This is a genomic window from Streptomyces sp. NPDC050704 (assembly GCF_040654355.1).
In the GTDB taxonomy this organism is placed as follows: domain Bacteria; phylum Actinomycetota; class Actinomycetes; order Streptomycetales; family Streptomycetaceae; genus Streptomyces.
The window spans coordinates 1-17,604 of sequence record NZ_JBFAHW010000088.1; the positions used below are offsets into that span (position 1 = coordinate 1).

5 protein-coding genes are annotated in these 17,604 nt (G+C 74.1%); all 5 read right to left on the reverse strand.

Annotated features, from left to right (window positions below; translation table 11 throughout):
* Window positions 1-48 precede the first annotated feature (48 nt).
* Complete coding sequence (locus AB0I18_RS37050) at window positions 49-783, reverse strand: TetR family transcriptional regulator (protein WP_363110093.1); 735 nt, start codon at window positions 781-783, stop codon at window positions 49-51.
* Window positions 784-941: 158 nt separating this feature from the next.
* Window positions 942-2,603 carry a hypothetical protein gene (locus AB0I18_RS37055; RefSeq protein ID WP_363110094.1) on the reverse strand — a complete coding sequence of 554 codons (1,662 nt, stop codon included), beginning with the start codon at window positions 2,601-2,603 and terminating at the stop codon, window positions 942-944.
* A gap of 10 nt (window positions 2,604-2,613) precedes the next feature.
* On the reverse strand, window positions 2,614-4,374 hold the full coding sequence (locus AB0I18_RS37060) for an NAD(P)/FAD-dependent oxidoreductase (RefSeq protein WP_363110095.1): 1,761 nt from the start codon (window positions 4,372-4,374) through the stop codon (window positions 2,614-2,616).
* A gap of 38 nt (window positions 4,375-4,412) precedes the next feature.
* The gene (locus AB0I18_RS37065) at window positions 4,413-11,090 is read right to left on the reverse strand and encodes a thioester reductase domain-containing protein (protein WP_363110096.1); all 6,678 of its coding nucleotides are present in this window, start codon (window positions 11,088-11,090) and stop codon (window positions 4,413-4,415) included.
* Window positions 11,087-17,539 carry a beta-ketoacyl synthase N-terminal-like domain-containing protein gene (locus tag AB0I18_RS37070; protein ID WP_363110097.1) on the reverse strand — a complete coding sequence of 2,151 codons (6,453 nt, stop codon included), beginning with the start codon at window positions 17,537-17,539 and terminating at the stop codon, window positions 11,087-11,089. Before AB0I18_RS37070 ends, AB0I18_RS37065 begins: the two co-directional genes overlap by 4 nt.
* Window positions 17,540-17,604: the final 65 nt, after the last annotated feature.

Here is a 17,604-nt window from a genome sequence, read left to right on the forward strand (position 1 = left end):
CTTCCCCTCTGGGGTGTACCCCTTACCGCTCCACGGCGCGCTTTTTCGTTATTGGGGCTCCTGGAAGAGCGTCTGCGGAGCGGCCGGCCAGACGCTCCGCAGACGGCCGACGGGCTCGCCGCCCAGCTCTGCCGGGGAGTCGAGACTCCCGGTGAGGCACCGCTGGATCAAGGGGGCACAGATCCGGATCAGCGTCTCCTCGTCCAGCGACGCCAACGGCTCGACCTTGAGCAGATACCGTGCCACGGCCAGCCCGACGAGCTGCGTGCCCACCAGCGTGGCCCGCAGCTCCGGCTCGGTGGTGTCCAGCTCCCGCACCACCGGCCTGACCACGTTGTCGGCGATGAAGCCGGCCATGATGCCGGCGGCCTCGTCGTTCGTGATCGCCGAGCGGATGACCGCGAGCATCGGGTCCCTGGTGTCCGGGTTGTTCCACAGCGCCAGATAGCCGCGTATGAACCGGGCGCCCAGGTCGTCGAGGGGCCCCGGCAGCACGGTCCGCTGGATGACCTCCGCCGCGGGGTAACCGTCCTGGATCGCGGTGGCGAACAGACCGCTCTTCGTGGCGAAGTAGTGGTGGATCAGCGCGGTGTCGACCCCGGCCTCGCGGGCGATGGCCCGCATCGTCGCCGCGCCGTAGCCGTGCTGCGCGAAGACCTTGCGGGCCGCCTGGAGGATCATCTGCCGACTGCCGCTGTCCCCCGGCCGGCGCCCGGTGCGCCGCCGGGTGGCCTCGGAGCGGGAGGTGCCGATGGAGCCTTCCGCCTCGGGTGACGTTGCCATTGCATGCTCCCTGGATCGCAGTCCGACGCGTGCCGCAGGCCTGACTCGGCGCCTGGCAGGTCATGAACTGACGCTCTGCAGCATGCGGGTGCCACCCATTATTTACCGCATGATGACTTCCTGGAAGCACGAAGTGGGAGAGTCCACTCCGCGACGCGCTACTCGACCGCGGGCGGGGCCGCGGAAATGTTCTCCTTCGTCAGCATGTGGCGGAACTCCGGGGGTGCGGTGGTCTTGGTCCACAGCAGGGTGCGCAGCCTGCGCGGCAGCGTGAAGTAGTAGTAGCGGGCGCGCGGACTGGCGAAGCGGTACAGCGGCGGCACCAGGGGCGCGGCGCGCAGCCGGCCGAAAATCCGGTCGGCCGCCTCGTCGGGGTCCATCCGCCCGTCGCGTACGCGGACGCAGTCCTCGAAGGAGTCGGCCATGAGGGCCTCCAGCCCCTTGGGCGCGGGGAACCACAGCCCGCCGTCGGCGTAGTGCTCGACCTCGGTCCACGCCCCGCCCGCGCCGCCGGCCAGACAGGCGTTACGCGCCTGCTTGAGGGAGAGCGCGGCCAGGATCTGCCAGAGGAGCCACACCCGGGAGAAGGCGTTCCACAGCGGGAAGCTCGCACACGCCCCGCGGGCCGCCGCCAGGATGGTGTCGTTGAACAGCGTCAGCCGCTCCTGGAAGGCCGCGGCCTCTTTGAGCTCGACGCTGTCCCAGTCCTTCTCGCGCGCGGCCCGGATGAGCGCCGCGGCGAGGCAGTGCACCGTCTCGGCGCCGGTGGTGATGTCCCGGGAGAGGAACATGTCGTTGCGTGCCGCGGTGCGCTCGAACAGGAAGTAGCGCCGGCCCGCCGCCGGCCCCACCAGCCGCTGCCGGCGCGGCGCGTCCGACCACGGCCGGACGGCCTCGGCGCCCTCGAACTGGCGTGCCACGGAAGGGAATCGGCCGATCATCCGCTGGAACACCTCCGCGGCCGGCAGGTCCCGCGGGAAAGCGTCGGGCTCCACACTCATGGTGACACTGCAGAGCGGGTTGACGCTGTCGGGATGGTTGTCGAACGGGACGACCTGGAGCCAGCCGTCGCGGCAGATGTGGTGCAGCGTCCCGTGCGAGAAGGCCGAGGCCTTCGGATAGGCGGCCTTCGGTACGGTCTCCTCGTACGGCCTGACCCCCCGCATGTGCGTGCTGATCTCCCGTGAGCGGTGCCGCAGCTCCTGGTCGCCGGAGAGTGCGGGGCGCAGCCGGGCCAGCAGTGGTGACCCCGGACCGCTGCCGTCCACGACGTACTCCGCCCGGTAGGTCTGCCCCGCCGCGTCGATCTCCACTCCGTCGTCCGCCACCCGCACGTCGACGGGCAGGCCGCGGACCGGCACGGCGGCGGCGCCATGGCGCAGGGCGATCGACCGGGCGTGCAGGTCCGCGCTGGGGCGGTAGACGTGCCACTCCGTGTGTTCGCCGGGCACGTTGAACTGGACCGTCTCCTCCGGTCGCTGCGCCACGTCCGGGTGATGGTAGAGAAAGCCGAGACTGCGCTTGACGCCGCTGGTGCGGCGCACTTCGGCCGGCAGCCCCGAGGTGAGCCCGAAGGCCGCGATCTCCGGCACGTCGTAGCGGCGGGCGAGCAGCGTGAAGACCTCCGCCGTGTACGGCACCGTCGTCTCGCCCGCCGCCTCCTCGCCGGGCTCCCCCGAGCCCGCCAGCAGGACGGACAGGCCCTGGCGGGCGAGCACGGCGGCGAGCAGACCGCAGGACAGGTGGTCGCCGAGCACCGCGACGTCGTAGCGGTGGCCCGGGTCGGCGGCGTTTCGCGCCGCAGGTGTCGGCTCTCCCATGACGGCCTCCTCAGTACTTCTTGGTCCGCAGTTTGGCGCCGACCACCGGCCAGGACGCCACGGCGTTCTTCAGCTCCTCGGTGAACGCGAACTCGTCCCGCGAGAACCGCTTCTTCATGAACAGGCCCCAGCCCTCCAGCACCAGGTCGCCGATCTCCCGCGACGGTGCGTTGCGCGCCCAGAGCAGCGCCTGCACCGCCTTGACGTTGGTCGCGTGGAACCACCGGTTGTCCGGGTCGGAGAGGCCGAACATGGGCGGTACGTAGTCCGCCGCGGCCAGCAGCCGCATGATGCCCGCCGCCGCCTCCTTGGGGTCGCTCCGGCCGACCTGCACCGCCTGGGTCAGCTCGCTCACCTCCTTCAGCAGCCTGCGCAGCGGCGGGTAGTCCGGGATGGACCCGGACGGCGCGAGGCCCGCGAGGCGCGTCAGGTCGGCGTTGTCACGGCTGTCCAGGTAGCGCGCGTAGGTCCGGTTGATCTCCATGGTGGCCATGACCTGGCCCAGCGACCAGACCCGGAACCAGGCGTCCCAGAGGTCGAAGTCCCGGAACGAGGTGTACGAGTTGGCCACCAGGTCGTCGTTGAAGTCCAGCAGGCCCTGCTCCAGTTCCTGCACGTAGCGGAACCGCTCGACGTCGAAGTCGTCGTCGCGGATCGCGTCGAGCAGCCGCCAGGCCAGCGCGTTGACGATCTCCATCGTGTTGGACAGCCCTCGGGAGAAGAGGGCGTCGATGAAGCCCGCCGCGTGCGAGGTCAGGCACCAGCGGTAGCCGACGGTCTGCTTCGACGAGTACTGCAGACGTCCCGTGCGCACCCACTCGCGTACCGGGCGGGCGTTCTTGAACTGCCGCGCGGCGTCCGGGTAGCTCTTCAGCCAGCGGTCGAACTCCTCGGCCGGCGAGCAGTCGGGCTCGGGGTGCATGCGCGGGTCCAGGCTGAGGCCGACGCTGCACAGCGGGTTGATGGCCCGCGAGTGGTTGTCGAAGGGGATCACCCAGGTCCAGCCGCCGTCGAAGAGGTGGTGCAGCGTGCCCTGGCTCCACCGGCTGGGGTTGCCGTGGATGCCCTTGGGGACGGTGTTCTCGTACGGCTCGACGCCGACCATGTGCGTGAACAGCGACCGCGAGTGGTGCCGCAGCCGGGTCGGTTCCTCGCGCAGGTCGAACCGGCGCGCGAGCGGCGAGCGGAATCCGCTGGCGTCCACCACGAACTTCGCCCGCACCGGATCCCCGCGCTCGACGAGCACCGTGACGCCGTCGTCGTCGATCTTCACGTCGTCGACGGCGGTCTTCTGCCGTACGTCGACGCCGTAGTCCACCGCGACCGCCAGCATCCAGGCATCGATGTCCTGGCGGAAGAAGTGGTTCTCGGTGTGAGTGATCTTCGGGATCGGGAACTGGTGCGCCTCCACCGGGTTCTGCCGCTGGCCCTCCCGATGGTAAAGAAAGCCGAAGTTCCGCTTGATTCCGCAGTTCGGCGTGATCTTCGACTGCACCGACTCGAAGGTCGTCAGCCACTTGATCTCGGGCACCCCGTACCGCTCGCTGACCAGCCGCAGCAGCATCGACGTGTACGGGATCGTCGACTCGCCGACCGCGAACCGCGGATGGCTCCCCGCGTCGACGATCAGCACGTTCGCGCCGCCCTTGGCCAGGCATGCCGCCAGCGTGGTGCCGGCGAGCCCGGAGCCCAGGATGACGATGTCGTACTCGGGGTTCGGGACCTCGCTCTTCCGCGGGGTCCTGGCGCTCTTGCTCGTGGCCGGGGACATCCGGCCTCCCTTCATCGGTGTCGGTCGCCCCGCCGCCGTCACCCGGGCGGTTCGGGCAGGTATCCGGTGCGCACCAGCCAGTCGAAGTACGTGCCGAGCAGCCGCCGGTCCAGCGGCGGGCAGGAGCCGCCGCCTTCGAGGGCGCGCTCGACGTGGGCGGCGTCGTAGTCGACGGCCTCCTCGCCGCCCACGACGAACTCCTCCACCACGTCCATGACCGGGTGCAGTTCGTTGTCCCGCTCGGCGAAGCCGTCCCGCAGGGCCGACCACCACGCCTCCACGGGCACGGACTTCAGCTCCCAGCCGCGGTCGGCCATGGCGGCCACCAGTTCACGGAAGGTCGTCCGGCGCCGGTTGACGAGGTGGTACGTCTCCCCGAAGGCGTGCTCGCGCAGCGAGATCGCCACCAGTGACCGGGTGACGAAGTCCACCGGTGTCATCTCGATCTCCAGGTCCAGCTCCGGCGCCAGGCCGAGCTGGATACAGCCCTTGATCACCCTGATGGTGAAGTGCGTGGTCAGGCAGGCGCCGGTCCGGGAGTCGCCGAGCACCCGGCCGGGGCGGTGGACATCCACCGGGATCCCCCGCTCGCGCGCCAGCTCCATCAGCCGCTCGGCCGCCCACTTGGTCTGCACGTAGCCGGTGACAAGACGCCCCGCCTCGGCGATGTCGTCGTCCTCGCGGACGACCGTCCTGCCGTCCCTCGGCACGCCCCAGATGCCGTACGTGGAGACGTGGCTCACCGGTGTGAGCGGGCCGCGGCAGGCCAGCCGCAGGATCTCCTCGCTCCCGGTCAGGTTCGCCGCCCGGCACTGCTCGTAGGTGTACGAGAAGTTGACCAGCGCGCCGTTGTGGTAGATCGCGTCCACGCGGCCCGCCAGGTCGTCGAACTCCGGCTCGGACAGGCCGAGCAGCGGCTTCGCCAGATCGCCGGGAAGTACCCGGACGCGGTGTTCGGCGTCCGCGCGCCACGGCAGATAGCGCTCGGCGTTGGCCCGGACGCGGGCCAGCCCTTCCGCGGGGTCGGAGCAGCGCACCAGGCACCACACGCTTGCCTCCGTGCCGGCCAGCAACTCGTCGAGCAGGTAGGCCCCGAGGAAGCCGGTGGCGCCGGTGAGCAGCACCTCCCGTGGGTCGGTGTGCCGGCCGGTGGGCGGGGCACCGGGGCGAATGTCCGGGTCGAGCGCGACGTCCGCGGCGATGGCCGCCGGCTCCGTCATCGCCGGACGGCCGGTCCCGGCACTCTCCGCCGTGGGCTCCGCGGCCCCGGCCGTGCCGCCGAGCTCGGTCACGAAGACGTGTACCCAGTCGTCGAGTGCGGTGCGTTCGAACAGCCGGTTCGGCCGGACGGAGACCCGCAGGTCCTGCTTGGCGCGCCGGATGACGTCCATCGCCATCAGCGAGTCGAGCCCGTACGCCATCACGTCCGCCTCGGGCGCGATGGCGGCCTCTCCGACGCCCAGCACGTCGCCCAGCACGCGGCGCAGATAGCGGGCGACGGCCTCGCGGCGCTCCTCGGGACCGGCGGCGTCCTCCAGTTCCTTCAGCACGGGGCTCGGCCCGTCGTCCGGCAGCTCCTCGGCCACCTCCACGGTGCGCAGCAGCGGCCGGTCCCCGCGCACCTCCATGACCGGCTTGAAAACCCCCCAGTCCGCGGCACACACCACGGCGTTCGGGTACGTCCCGTCCGCCAGCAGCCGGCCCAGCAGCCGCAGGCACTGCGGGGCCGCGAGGACGCGCAGGCCGGCGGAGGTCAGGAAGCTCAGGACCTCGTCGTCGAACAGGCCGGACGGCAGGTCCCACGGTCCCCAGCTGACCGTGAGCGCCGCCCGGCCGAGGCCGTGCCGGTGCTCGGCGAGGCCGTCGAGGAAGGCGTTGGCGGCGGCGTAGCCGGCCAGGTGCTGCGAGCCCCAGGTGGCGGCGATGGACGAGAAGCCCAGGAAGAAGTCCAGGTCCATGCCGTCGGTCAGGCGGTGCAGCAGCCAGCCGCCGAGCACCTTGGGCCGCCAGACGGCGCGGTAGTCACGCGCGTCGCCGACCGGGATGTCGCGGAGGAACTGCGGCGCCGACACGCCCGCCGCGTGCACCACGCCGCGCAGCGGGTACGCGTCGTCGTCCGCGGCCTCCACGGCCGCGGACAGCCGTTCGGCGTCGCACACGTCGGCGCTCACCACCTCGACCAGCGCACCCGACGCCTCCAGGTCCCGCACCAGCGCGATCCGTTCGCGGACCGCCGGGTCCTGGCCGGGCAGGTCCCACTGCTCGCGTACCGGCAGGGGGGTGCGGCCGAGCAGGACGAGACGGCCCGCCCCGCGGGTGGCGAGCCAGCGGCAGAGCAGCTGTCCGATGCCGCCGAAGGCGCCCGTGACGAGGTACGTCCCGGCCCGGTGGACGTCGGGGGCGCCGTCCTGGGCGGTCTCAGGCCGGTGCGGCACCAGCCGGGCGACGTACCGGTCCCGGCCGCGCAGCGCCTGCTGGTCCTCGGCCCCCGCGTCGTACAGGGCGTCCAGCAGCGTGGCGGCCTGCGCCGGGTCCGGCCCCGCGGGGTCGAGGTCCACGGCGCAGCCCCAGTGCTCGGGGTGCTCCAGCGCCACGACCCGGCCGAGTCCCCAGAGGGTGGCACCGAACGGGTTCACCTCCGCCGGGCCGGGCCCGGCCGCCACGGTGCCCCGGGTGAGCAGGCAGAGGGTGGTCCGCGCGCAGTCGGTCCTGGCGGCCAGCGCCTGGACGACGGCGATGGCCGCGAGCTCGGTCCGGTCGCGGAACTCCTCCAGCTCCTGCGCACCGGCGGTCCGGGGGTCGGGGGCGTCGAGGCCGGTCGCCACGATCACCCGGCCCGCCGCGTCCGCGCAGCCGGCCTGTTCGGCCTCCGCCCGCCAGCGGGCGACCAGGTCACCCGCTCCGGAACCGGCGTCGCCGTCCGCCGCGACCATGCAGTGCGCACCGCGCCGCCGCAGCTCCGTGGCGAGCCGCTCGGACACGCAGCCCCGCTCCGGAAGCAGCAGGAAACTCTCGCCCGCCAGCCGCTCGGGCGCCGCGGCCGGCGGTGCCGGCTGCCACTCGACGCGCTGCAGCAGCTCCTCCGGGCGCCGCCACGGCGTGCTCTCCCCCGGCATCGCCTCCGGCGGTACGAGCCGCAGCGCGCGCACGCCGCCGATCCGCTCGCCGTCCTCGGCGTAGAACTCCACCTCACCGGCGATCCGGCCGTCCGCCCGCCCGGCGGCCGTGGCGTGCACGTACCGCACCCGCGCCGGGTCCTCGCAGACGGCCTCGGTGAGCACGTCGGCGACGCCCGCGGAGTCCTGCTCGGCGGCCCAGGACAGCGCGGCCACGGCGGCGTCCAGCGGCTCGGCCCAGCCGGTTCCGCGCCGGCCTGCACCCGGGGCGAGCGCCACCAGCACGCCGGCACCGCCGTGCTGCGCGCCGGTCAGGGCGTCGGTCAGCGCGGAGGACAGGGACGCGGTGTCGTAGGGCACCGTGTCCTCGTACGCCGAATGTTTGAGTCCCGGCTCGTCGCCGGGGTGGTGTGCGCGGCCCGGGCCCCGGCGGCGCAGCACGCCGCGCGCGTGTCGCAGCCAGGGCGCGCCGAACGCCTCCTGGTCGGGGCACTGGCTGTGCACGGTGAACGCGGCCCGCCCGTCGGCGTCCTGGGTGACGGTGATCTGCAGTACCCGGTCGTCGTCGTCCATGGGTACCCGCTGCGCCACCGCCAGCTCCTCCAGGCAGGGCCGGCTCCCGCCGAACGCGTCCGCCGCCGCGGTCACCGCCGCGTCGACGACGGCACCGGCCGACAGGAAGCGCTGCCCATCGGCGCCGGTCCTGGCATACGACTGCCAGACGGAGTCCGCGAGGCTCACCTCGTAGGTCGGAACGGGGCCGCGCAGCCGCCGCCCGAGGCCGGGCACCGGCGTGCCGGGCAGGCCTGCCTCGGGCGCGCGCCGCTCCTCGAACCAGTACGACTCCCCCCGCCACACGGTGGTCGGCAGCGGCACCCGGCGGTGCGGATGCCCGCCGTGGACGGCCGCCCAGTCCACCGACCCGCCGCGCAGGTGCAGCACGCCCAGCGCCTGCCGGACGGCGGAGCGGTCGTCGAGCACCGGCGTGTCGCGGCGGGCCGGCCCCGCGGCAGGCGAGCGGCGCAGCGACGGGATCCAGGCACACTCCGGCCCGTCGAAGGTCCGTCGGCCGAGACCCAGCAGCACCGGGGCGGGTCCGACCTCCAGGAAGGTGCGCACGCCGTCCGCGTGGAGCCGGCTCAGCCCGTCGTGGAAGCGGACGGTGCCGGCGGCATGGCGCACCCAGTAGTCGGGGCCGATGTCCTCGGGCCGCAGCGGCTCCCCGGTGACGTTGGAGATCAGCGGGACGGCCGGGGCGCCGTACGTGAGTTTCTCGCAGGCCGCCCGGAAGTCGGCGAGCATCGGCCGCAGCAGCGGCGAGTGGAAGGCGTGCGAGACTCCGAGCCGCCGGGCGGCCGCGCCCTGCTCGCCCAGGCCCGCCAGGACGGCGTCGACGGCCGCGGCGGCGCCGGAGATCACCACGCTCCGCGGGCCGTTGACGGCGGCGACCGACACCGTCTCCGCGAACGGCGCGACCGCCGCCGCGGCCGTCTCCTCGTCGCACTCGACCGCGGCCATCACCCCGCCGGCGGGCAGCCGGGCCATCAGCTCCGCTCGGGCGGCGACCAGTCCCACCGCGTCGTCCAGGCCGAAGACACCGGCGAAGCAGGCCGCGGCGATCTCCCCGATGCTGTGGCCGAGCAGCGCGGTCGGGCGCAGCCCCCAGGACTGCCACATCCGCGCCAGCGCGTACTCCACCGCGAACAGGGCGGGTTGGGTGTAGCGGGTGTCGTCGATCGGGGTGGGCTCGCCCTCCCGCGGCCAGATCACGGACCGCAGCGGCCGGTCGAGCACCGCGTCGAAGCGGACCGCGCACTCCTCGAACGCCTCCCGGAAGGCCGGCTCGGCCGTCAGCCCGCGCGCCATGCCCGCGTACTGGGCGCCCTGGCCGGTGAACAGCCACGCGGTCTTGCGGTGCTTGTGCACCGGCAGCGTCACCGCGGCCGCCCGGAGGTCCGGCTCCCCGTGCAGGTGGGCGTCCAGGGCGTCGGCGAGGCCGTCGAGGGAGTCGGCGCTGACGGCGAGGCCGTGCGTCTGCCTGGCCCGGCCGGTCTGGGTCGTGCCGCAGACGTCGCGCAGGGTCAGGTCCGGGCCGGAGCGCAGCCGCCGCCGGTAGGCCCCGGCGAGTTCGGTCAGCGCCTCCCGGGTGCGGGCGGACATCACCAGCACGTCAGGACCGCCCTCGGGCGTCGCGCCGCCGGTCTCCTGCGGCCCGTCCGCGGGAGGCGAGGCGACGACGGCGTGCGCGTTGGTGCCGCTGGCGCCGAAGCTGCTCACCGCGCCAACACGGCGGCCGCCGCCCGCCGGCCAGGGACGGTGCCCGGTGGCGACCTCGATGTGCAGCCGGTCCCAGTCGACGTTCGGGTTGGGCTCGTTGAAGTGCAGGTGCGGCGGGATCTCGCCGTGCTGGAGCGCCAGAACGAGCTTGAGGAACCCGGCGATGCCCGCGGCGGACTCCAGGTGGCCGACGTTGGTCTTGATCGAACCGACCAGGAGTGGGCCGCGCTCCGCGCGGTGGCGGCCGATGACCGCCTCCAGCGCCCGCAGCTCGATCGGGTCGCCGAGCGAGGTGCCGGTGCCGTGCGCCTCCACGTAGTCCACTTCACCGGGGTCGGTTCCGGCCTGCGCGAGGGCGGCCCTGACGACCCGCTGCTGTGCGGCCGGGTTGGGCACGGTGAGACCGCTGCTGCGGCCGTCGTGGTTGACCGCGGAGCCGAGGACGGTCGCGAGCACGCGGTCGCCGTCGCGCAGCGCGTCGGAGTGCCGCTTCAGCACCACCACGCCAGCCCCCTCGCCGCGGGCGTAGCCGTCGGCGCTCGCGTCGAAGGTCTTGCAGCGGCCCTCGGGCGACAACGCGCGGAACTTGCTCATCAGTACGAAGCCGTAGGGCGTCAGTATCAGGTTCACACCGCCTGCCAGCGCCATGTCGCACTCACCCAGCCGCAGTGCCTGGCATGCCTCGTGCAGGGCGACGAGCGAGGACGAGCACGTGGTGTCGATGACCTTGCTCGGCCCCTGGAGGCCGAGCGTGTACGACACCCGGCCGGCGATGAAGCTCGGCTCGCCCACCAGCTGGTACGCGTCCACGTCGCGGATGTCGCCCCGGCTCTGCCGCAGCCGCACGTAGTCGGTGGTGCTCACGCCCAGGTAGACGCCGGTGGCGGTGTCGGTCAGGCCGTCGGGTGCGTATCCGGCCCGCTCCAGCGCCTCCCAGACGACCTCCAGGACCAGCCGTTGCTGGGGGTCCATGCCCAGCGCCTCGCGCGGCGATATCCCGAACACCGCGGGCTCGAACTGGTCGACCCGGCCGAGGAAGCCGCCGCGCAGCGTGTACGCCTTGCCCGCGGCGTCCGGGTCGGGGTCCGCGAACTCCGCGATGTCCGCCCGCTCGGCCGGGAACTCCGACGAGGCGTCCACGCCGTCGCGGAGCAGTCGCCACAGCGACTCCGGCCCGTCCGCCCCGCCCGGCAGCCGGCAGCCGAGACCCACGACGGCGATCGGCTCGTCGAGCCGGCCGCCGCGCTCGTTCCTCACCCGCTCCTGCAGGCGCTCGATGGTGCGCACGGCCTCCACGAGCCGGGCCCGGTAGTCCTGCGTCATGACCGGTCTCCCTCGGCGAGCATCGATTCCGAGTCGGCCACGGCGGACAGCAGCCGTCCGACCAACTCGTCGTCCGTGAGCGTGTTCAGGCCGTCGGCGCCCGCGCCGTCGGTGTTGTCGGTGACATCGGCGTTGTCCGCACCGTCCACGTACGGAGCGCCCGCGGGCGCCGGCACCGGCACCGGCGCGAGCACGTCGTCGAGGATGAAGCGGGCGAACGACCGGACGTTGGGGCACTCGAACATCACGGTGTCGGGCAGCTCCACGCTCAGCGCCCGCTCCGTGCGGACCTTGAACTGCGCGGACAGCACGGAGTCCATGCCGAGTTCGAAGAATCCCTGATCGGGCGTCAGGTCGTCGACGCCGCCCAGCACGTCGGAGGCGAGGTCGAGCAGCGCGTCGATGAGCAGGTCCGTACGCGCCTGCGGACCTGCGGCCGCGAGACGGGCCACAAGTCCGTCGCCCGCCGGGGTGCCTTTGGCCTGGGCACCGTTGGCCGGGGTGGCGGCCGCAGCGCCGTTGGCCTGGGCTGTGGCCGAAGCACCGTTGGCCGAGGCAGAGTTGGCCGGAGCGCCGTTGGACGCGGTGGCGGCCGCAGTGCCGTTGGACGCGGTGGCGGCCGCAGTGCCGTTGGCCTGGGCAGCGGCCGAAGCGCCCTTGGCCTGGGCAGCGGCCGAAGCACCATTGGACGGAGCAGCGTTGGCCGCAGCACCATTGGACGGAGCGCTGTTGGCCGCGGCAGCGTTGGCCGCAGCAGCGTCAACCGCAGCGCCATTGCCCGCAGCGCCGTTGGACGCAGTGGCGGCCGCAGTGCCGTTGGCCGGTGCCGCGGAGAGCCCGGGGGCGGGAGCCACGCCGGCCACGACGGGCTCCGGCGCGATCCAGTGGCGCCGCCGTTGCCACGGGTACGCGGGCAGCGTGGTCACCCGGTGGTCGCCGGGCACGAGCTGGTCCCAGTCGACCCGGCATCCGTGCACGTGCAGGGCGGCCGCCGCTTCTGCCAGGTCCCGTGCGCCGGCCGGCGCCGGCACGTACTCGTACTGCTTCCCGGTGTCGTGCGGCGCCCCGAAGCCGAAGTCGAGGACCACCTCGGCGCCGTCCGGCATGGACCGCTCGTGCCGCCCGCTCGCCCCTTCGGCGAGCAGTCGCACGGCGGCCGTCAAGTCCAGTTCGCCCGCCGAGTATCCGGCGGCCGGACCGCCCGCGCCGTGTCCCGCCGTCACGTCCGGGGTGACGCCGTACGCCGCGAGCAGCGCGGTTCGTACGACATGGCCGGCGAAGGCGAGGGCGACGGACTCGGTGCCGTCCGAGCCCTCGCGCCATACCTGGACCGGGGAGAAGCCGAACGCGTCCCGCACCGCCCCGTCGAGCTCGTCGACCACCGCGCGCACGGCCGGGTCGCCCTCGACGAGCACCGCGAACTCCGCCCAGGGCAGGGCCGGCAAAGCGTGACCGTACGCGAAGGCCAGCCCGCGCCGCTCCCCCGGACGCGCCGTGCCGACGTACACGCCGCGCGCCCCGGCGGCCCGTACCGACCCCGTCGGCTCCTCCCTCGCGGCGGCGAGCCCGGCGGCCAGCTCGCGGCGGTCGGCACCGACCACGGCGAGCCGGTGCTCGTGGTGGGTGCGCCGGGCGCCGGACGTCCAGCACAGGTCGGCGAGTGCGGCGTCGGGCACGGACTCCAGCCGGCGGTGGAGCCGAGCCGCGGCCTCGCGCAGCGCGGCCGGCGTCGCCGCGGACGCGGCGAGTACGAGCGGGCGTCCGGCCCGTGGCCGCGCCGCGGGGCGGGGCGGTTCCGGGGCTTCCTCGACCACGACATGGGCGTTGGTGCCGGTGAACCCGAAAGCGCTGACCCCGGCCAGCCGCGGCCGGCCGTTCCGGCGCCACGGGACGCTCTCGGCGGCGACCCGCAGCGGCAGCCGGTCCCAGTCCAGCTGCCGGGTCGGCCGGGAGTAGTGGAGGTGCGGCGGGATGCTCCGGTGGCCCAGCGCCAGCACGGTCTTGATGAGCCCGGTGATCCCGGCGGCGGCCTCCAGATGGCCCACGTTGGTCTTGACCGAGCCGACCACCAGAGGCGGCTCCCCACCCGCTTCCCCACCCGTTCCCGGCGACCGGCCCTCACCCAGCGCCGCGGCCAAGGCGCGCAGCTCGATGGCGTCGCCGAGCCGGGTGCCCGTGCCGTGCGCCTCGACGTACGACACGTCCCGGGAGGCGGCACCCGCCTGCGCGAGGGCCGCTCGGACCACGTCCTCCTGGGCCTGGCCGCTGGGCACGGTGAGCCCGCCGCTGGCGCCGTCCTGGTTGACGGCGCTGCCGCGAATCACCGCGTACACCCGGTCGCCGTCGCGCAGCGCGGCGGAGAGCGTCTTGAGCACCACGGCGCCGGCCCCCTCGCCACGCCCGTAGCCGTCGGCGCTGTCGTCGAACGTCTTGCACCGGCCGTCGGGTGCCAGGGCGCCGGCGGCCGACATGGCGAGGAAGACGGTGGGCGTCGACATGACATTGACCCCGCCCGCGACGGCCGTCTCGCTCTCGCCGCTGCGCAGGCTCTGGCAGGCCAGGTGCACGGCGGTCAGCGAGGAGGAGCACGCGGTGTCGACGGCCATGCTGGGGCCGCGGGCGCCCAGGAAGTACGAGAGCCGGCCGGCGGTGCCGCTGAAGGAGTTGCCCGTGCCGTAGTACAGGTCGACGTCTTGCTGACGGGACGTCACCAACTGCTGGTAGTCGGTGGTGTTGAGCCCGACGAAGACCCCGGTGCTGCTGTCGCGCAGCCGGTCGGCGGTCAGCCCCGCGTCGTCCAGCGCCTCCCAGGCCACCTCCAGGAACAGCCGCTGCTGCGGGTCCATGCTGCGTGCCTCGCGCGGGGATACGCGGAAGAAGCCGTGGTCGAAGCCGTCCACCCGGTCCAGGAACGCCCCGCGGGTCGTCACGGTGGTGCCCGGCCGCTGCTCGCCGCCCGCGGCGGCCAGGGCGACGGCGTCCCAGCGCTGCGGCGGCACCTCGCCGGTGGCGTCCCCGCGCTCGGACAACAGCCGCCAGAACTCCTCGGGGCCGTCAGCACCCGGCAGCCGGCAGCCGAGCCCGACGATCGCGACCGGCTCGGGACCTGCGGCAGGCGGCGGCCCGGCCGTGCTGGCGGTGAGATGCGCGGCGGCGGGGGCCACGGCGGAGAAGAGGGCGTTCGACGCGGGGACGGGCACCGGCGGGCGGCTCGGAAGCCTGGGGAGTACGTGGTCGGTGAGCGCGTCGACGGTGGCGTAGGCGAGGACGTCGGCGGCGTCCACTTCGCAGCCGAGCGCCGCCCTCACCTGAGAGGCCAGCTCGACCGCGGACAACGAGTCGACGCCCAGCTCCTGGAACCCGCGGGTGCGCGGCAGCCGCTTGTCCGCGGCATGCCCCAGCACGACGGCCAGCCGCTCCTGCACCGTCGCGGCAACGCGTTCCCGGTCCGGAGCGTCCGCGGCGGCGGCGGGGGAGCCGCCCGCCGCCGCGGACTCCGCCGCCGGGAGCTCCCGCCCGTGCAGCTCGGTCCCGGGCTGCTCCGTCGTCCCCCGGGCCGTCGGAGTGGACACCGGTTCCCGGCCGGGCACCGGCGGCGTCGTCACGGCCTCCCCGACCAGCCGTCCTCGCGCGTCGAACAGCCGCACCTCCGCGCGCACCGCCCCTTGCCCGTCGACGGGGCGGACCGCTCCCGACTGGCTGCCCCGCACCACCCCGGGCAGCCAGTACCGCTCGTCGGCCCAGCGGGGCGGCGGCAGGGACACGGGGCTGACCGGACCGCCGTACACCGCGGACCAGTCGACCCGCACGCCGGCGACGTGCAGCTGTGCGCGGTGGCGGGCCAGCGCGGTCCGCTCCCGCGTCCCGCGGATCAGCGACCCCACGACGACGCCGGTGCGGCCGCGGCGCGTCAGCGCCTCGCGCAGCGGGTGGCCCAGCACCGGGTGGGCGCCGATCTCGACGAAGGCGACTCCCTCCTCGTCTCCCCGCTCGTCCCGCCCCGCCAGCAGCGCGTCCACGGCAGGCCAGAACAGCACGGGCTCGCGCACGTTACGGCCCCAGTACGCCGCGTCCAGGGGCGGCGGCTCGGCGCCGGCGACCGCGGTGGACAGGAAGCGGACCGCATGGTCGCCGGGCCGCAGGCCGGCGACGGCGGCCTCCAGCTCCTCGGCGTACGGCCGCATCAGCGGGGTGTGGAAGGCGTAGTCCACCGGCAGGGGGACGGGGTCGACGCCCTGCGCGCGCAGGGCATCGGCCGCGGTCGCGAGGGCCGGCGCGGGCCCGGCCAGTACCACGGACCGCGGGCCGTTCACCGTGGCCAGCGACACCTCGGGGTGGCCGTCGAGGAACGCGTCGGCCTCCTCCGCCGCCATGCCGACGGCGAGCATTCCTCCGGAGCCGGTGGCCCGCTGCATCAGCAGGCCGCGGTGGACGATGAGCGGTACGGCGTCGTGCAGCGTGAGGGCGCCCGAGCAGCAGGCCGCGGCGACCTCGCCCATGCTGTGCCCCACGACGGCGTCGGGCCCGACGCCCCACGACCGCCACAGCCGGGCGAGCGCGGTCTGCAGGGCGAACACCGCGGGCTGGGCGAAGCGGGTGGCGCGCAGCCGGGCCGGGTCGTCGTCGCGCAGGACGTCAAGGAGCGACCAGCCGGCATGTTCGCGGATCAGCGCGTCGCACTCGTCGAGGGTCTCGCGAACCACCGGCTCGGAGCCGTACAGCCGCACCCCCATGCCCGGCCACTGCGAGCCCTGGCCGGAGAAGACGTACACCACCCGGGGACGCTGTTCCGCCGCGCGGCCGGTGGCGTGTGCCTGGTCGGGCACCTCGGCGTGGAAGGCGCGCAGTGCGGCGGCCAGTTCGGCCGGCTCCTCGCCGACGACGGCCAGCCGGTGGCGGGCGTGGGTGCGCCGCACCGCCGCCGCGGCCGCCAGCCGCGCCGGGTCGGGTCGCTCCCGGCCCTCCGTCGTGCCCGGGGCATCGTCCAGGAGCCGCGCGTAGTCCCCGGCCAGGGCTCGTAGGCCCTCGCCTGTGGTGGCGGACAGCAGCAGCGTGTGCGGACGGGGCGCGCCGGGCTCTGATGCACCGTCGCCGGAGTCCTGGGGGGCGGCGGCGGGCGGGCCGGAGAGCAGGACGTGGGCGTTGGTGCCGGACAGGCCGAACGCGCTGACGCCGGCGAAGAGACTCCCGTCCGACATGTGCGCCCGGCCGAGCGGCACGGCGGTGGTCGGTACCGCGATGCCCTGCTCGGCGCCCTCGTCCAGGGCGGGGGCCGAAGTGAAGTGGATCTGCGGCGGGACCGTGCGGCGCTGGAGCACCAGCAGGGTCTTCAGCAGCCCGGCGATCCCGGCCGCCGAGTCCATGTGACCGAAGTTGGCCTTGTGCGAGCCGACCAGCAGCGCACGCTCCCCCTCGCGTCCCCTGCCGTACACGGCGGCCAGCGAGGAGAGCTCCAGCGGGTCGCCCAGCGGGGTGCCGGTGCCGTGCGCCTCCACGTAGGCGGGCTGGCCGGCGGACAGACCCGCGCGCTCCAGGGCCTCGGTCAGCAGGGCCTGCTGGGCGCGGGCGTTGGGCACGGTGAGGCCGGCGCTGTGGCCGTCCTGGTTGACCGCGCTGCCGCGGATGACGCCGAGGATCCGGTCGTGGTCGCGCACCGCGTCGGCGAGGCGTTTGAGCACCACCACACCGCAGCCCTCGCCGCGTACGACGCCGTCGGCCTTCGCGTCGAACGGCCGGCACCTGCCGGTCGGCGAGAGCGCCTGCACCTTGCTCATGAACACGGTCAGCTCGGGTGTGACGATCACGTTGACGCCGCCGGCCAGCGCGGTGTCCGACTCGCCGGAGCGCAGGCTCTGGCAGGCGAGGTGGACGGCGACCAGCGAGGACGAGCAGGCGGTGTTCACCGCCATGGCCGGCCCCTGGAGACCGAACGTGTACGAGATCCGGCCCACGCCGAAGCTGAACTCCTTGCCGGTGGCGTAGTAGGGGTCGATGGCCCTGGTGCCCGCCGCCTTGGTGTGCAGCGTCAGGTAGTCGGAGCCGAGGACGCCCATGAACACGCTGGTGCGGCTGCCGTACCAGCTCTCCCTGGGCCGGCCCGCGTCCTCCATGGCCTCGTGGGAGACCTCCAGCAGCAGACGCTGCTGCGGGTCCATCTCGCGAGCCTCGCGGGGGGAGATCTCGAAGAACTCCGCGTCGAACCGGTCGATGTCCTCCAGGAAGCCGCCGGCGCGGGAGTACGCGGCACCGGGGGTGCGCGGGTCCGGGTCGTGGAAGTCGCCGTTCCAACGGTCCGGCGGGACCTCGGTGACGACGTCCGTCCCGTCGAGGAGAACCCGCCAGAGCGCTTCGAGACTGCGTACCCCGCCGGGGAACCTGCACCCCGCTCCGACGACGGCGATATCGTCGGCACCGGGATCCGCGTGCCGGGGGGCAGACGGTTCGGGCATCGGGGTTACCTCCGCGGTCGCCTTGCTGTCCATCAGTGCGGGAAGTCGGTCCCGATGTTCTTGCA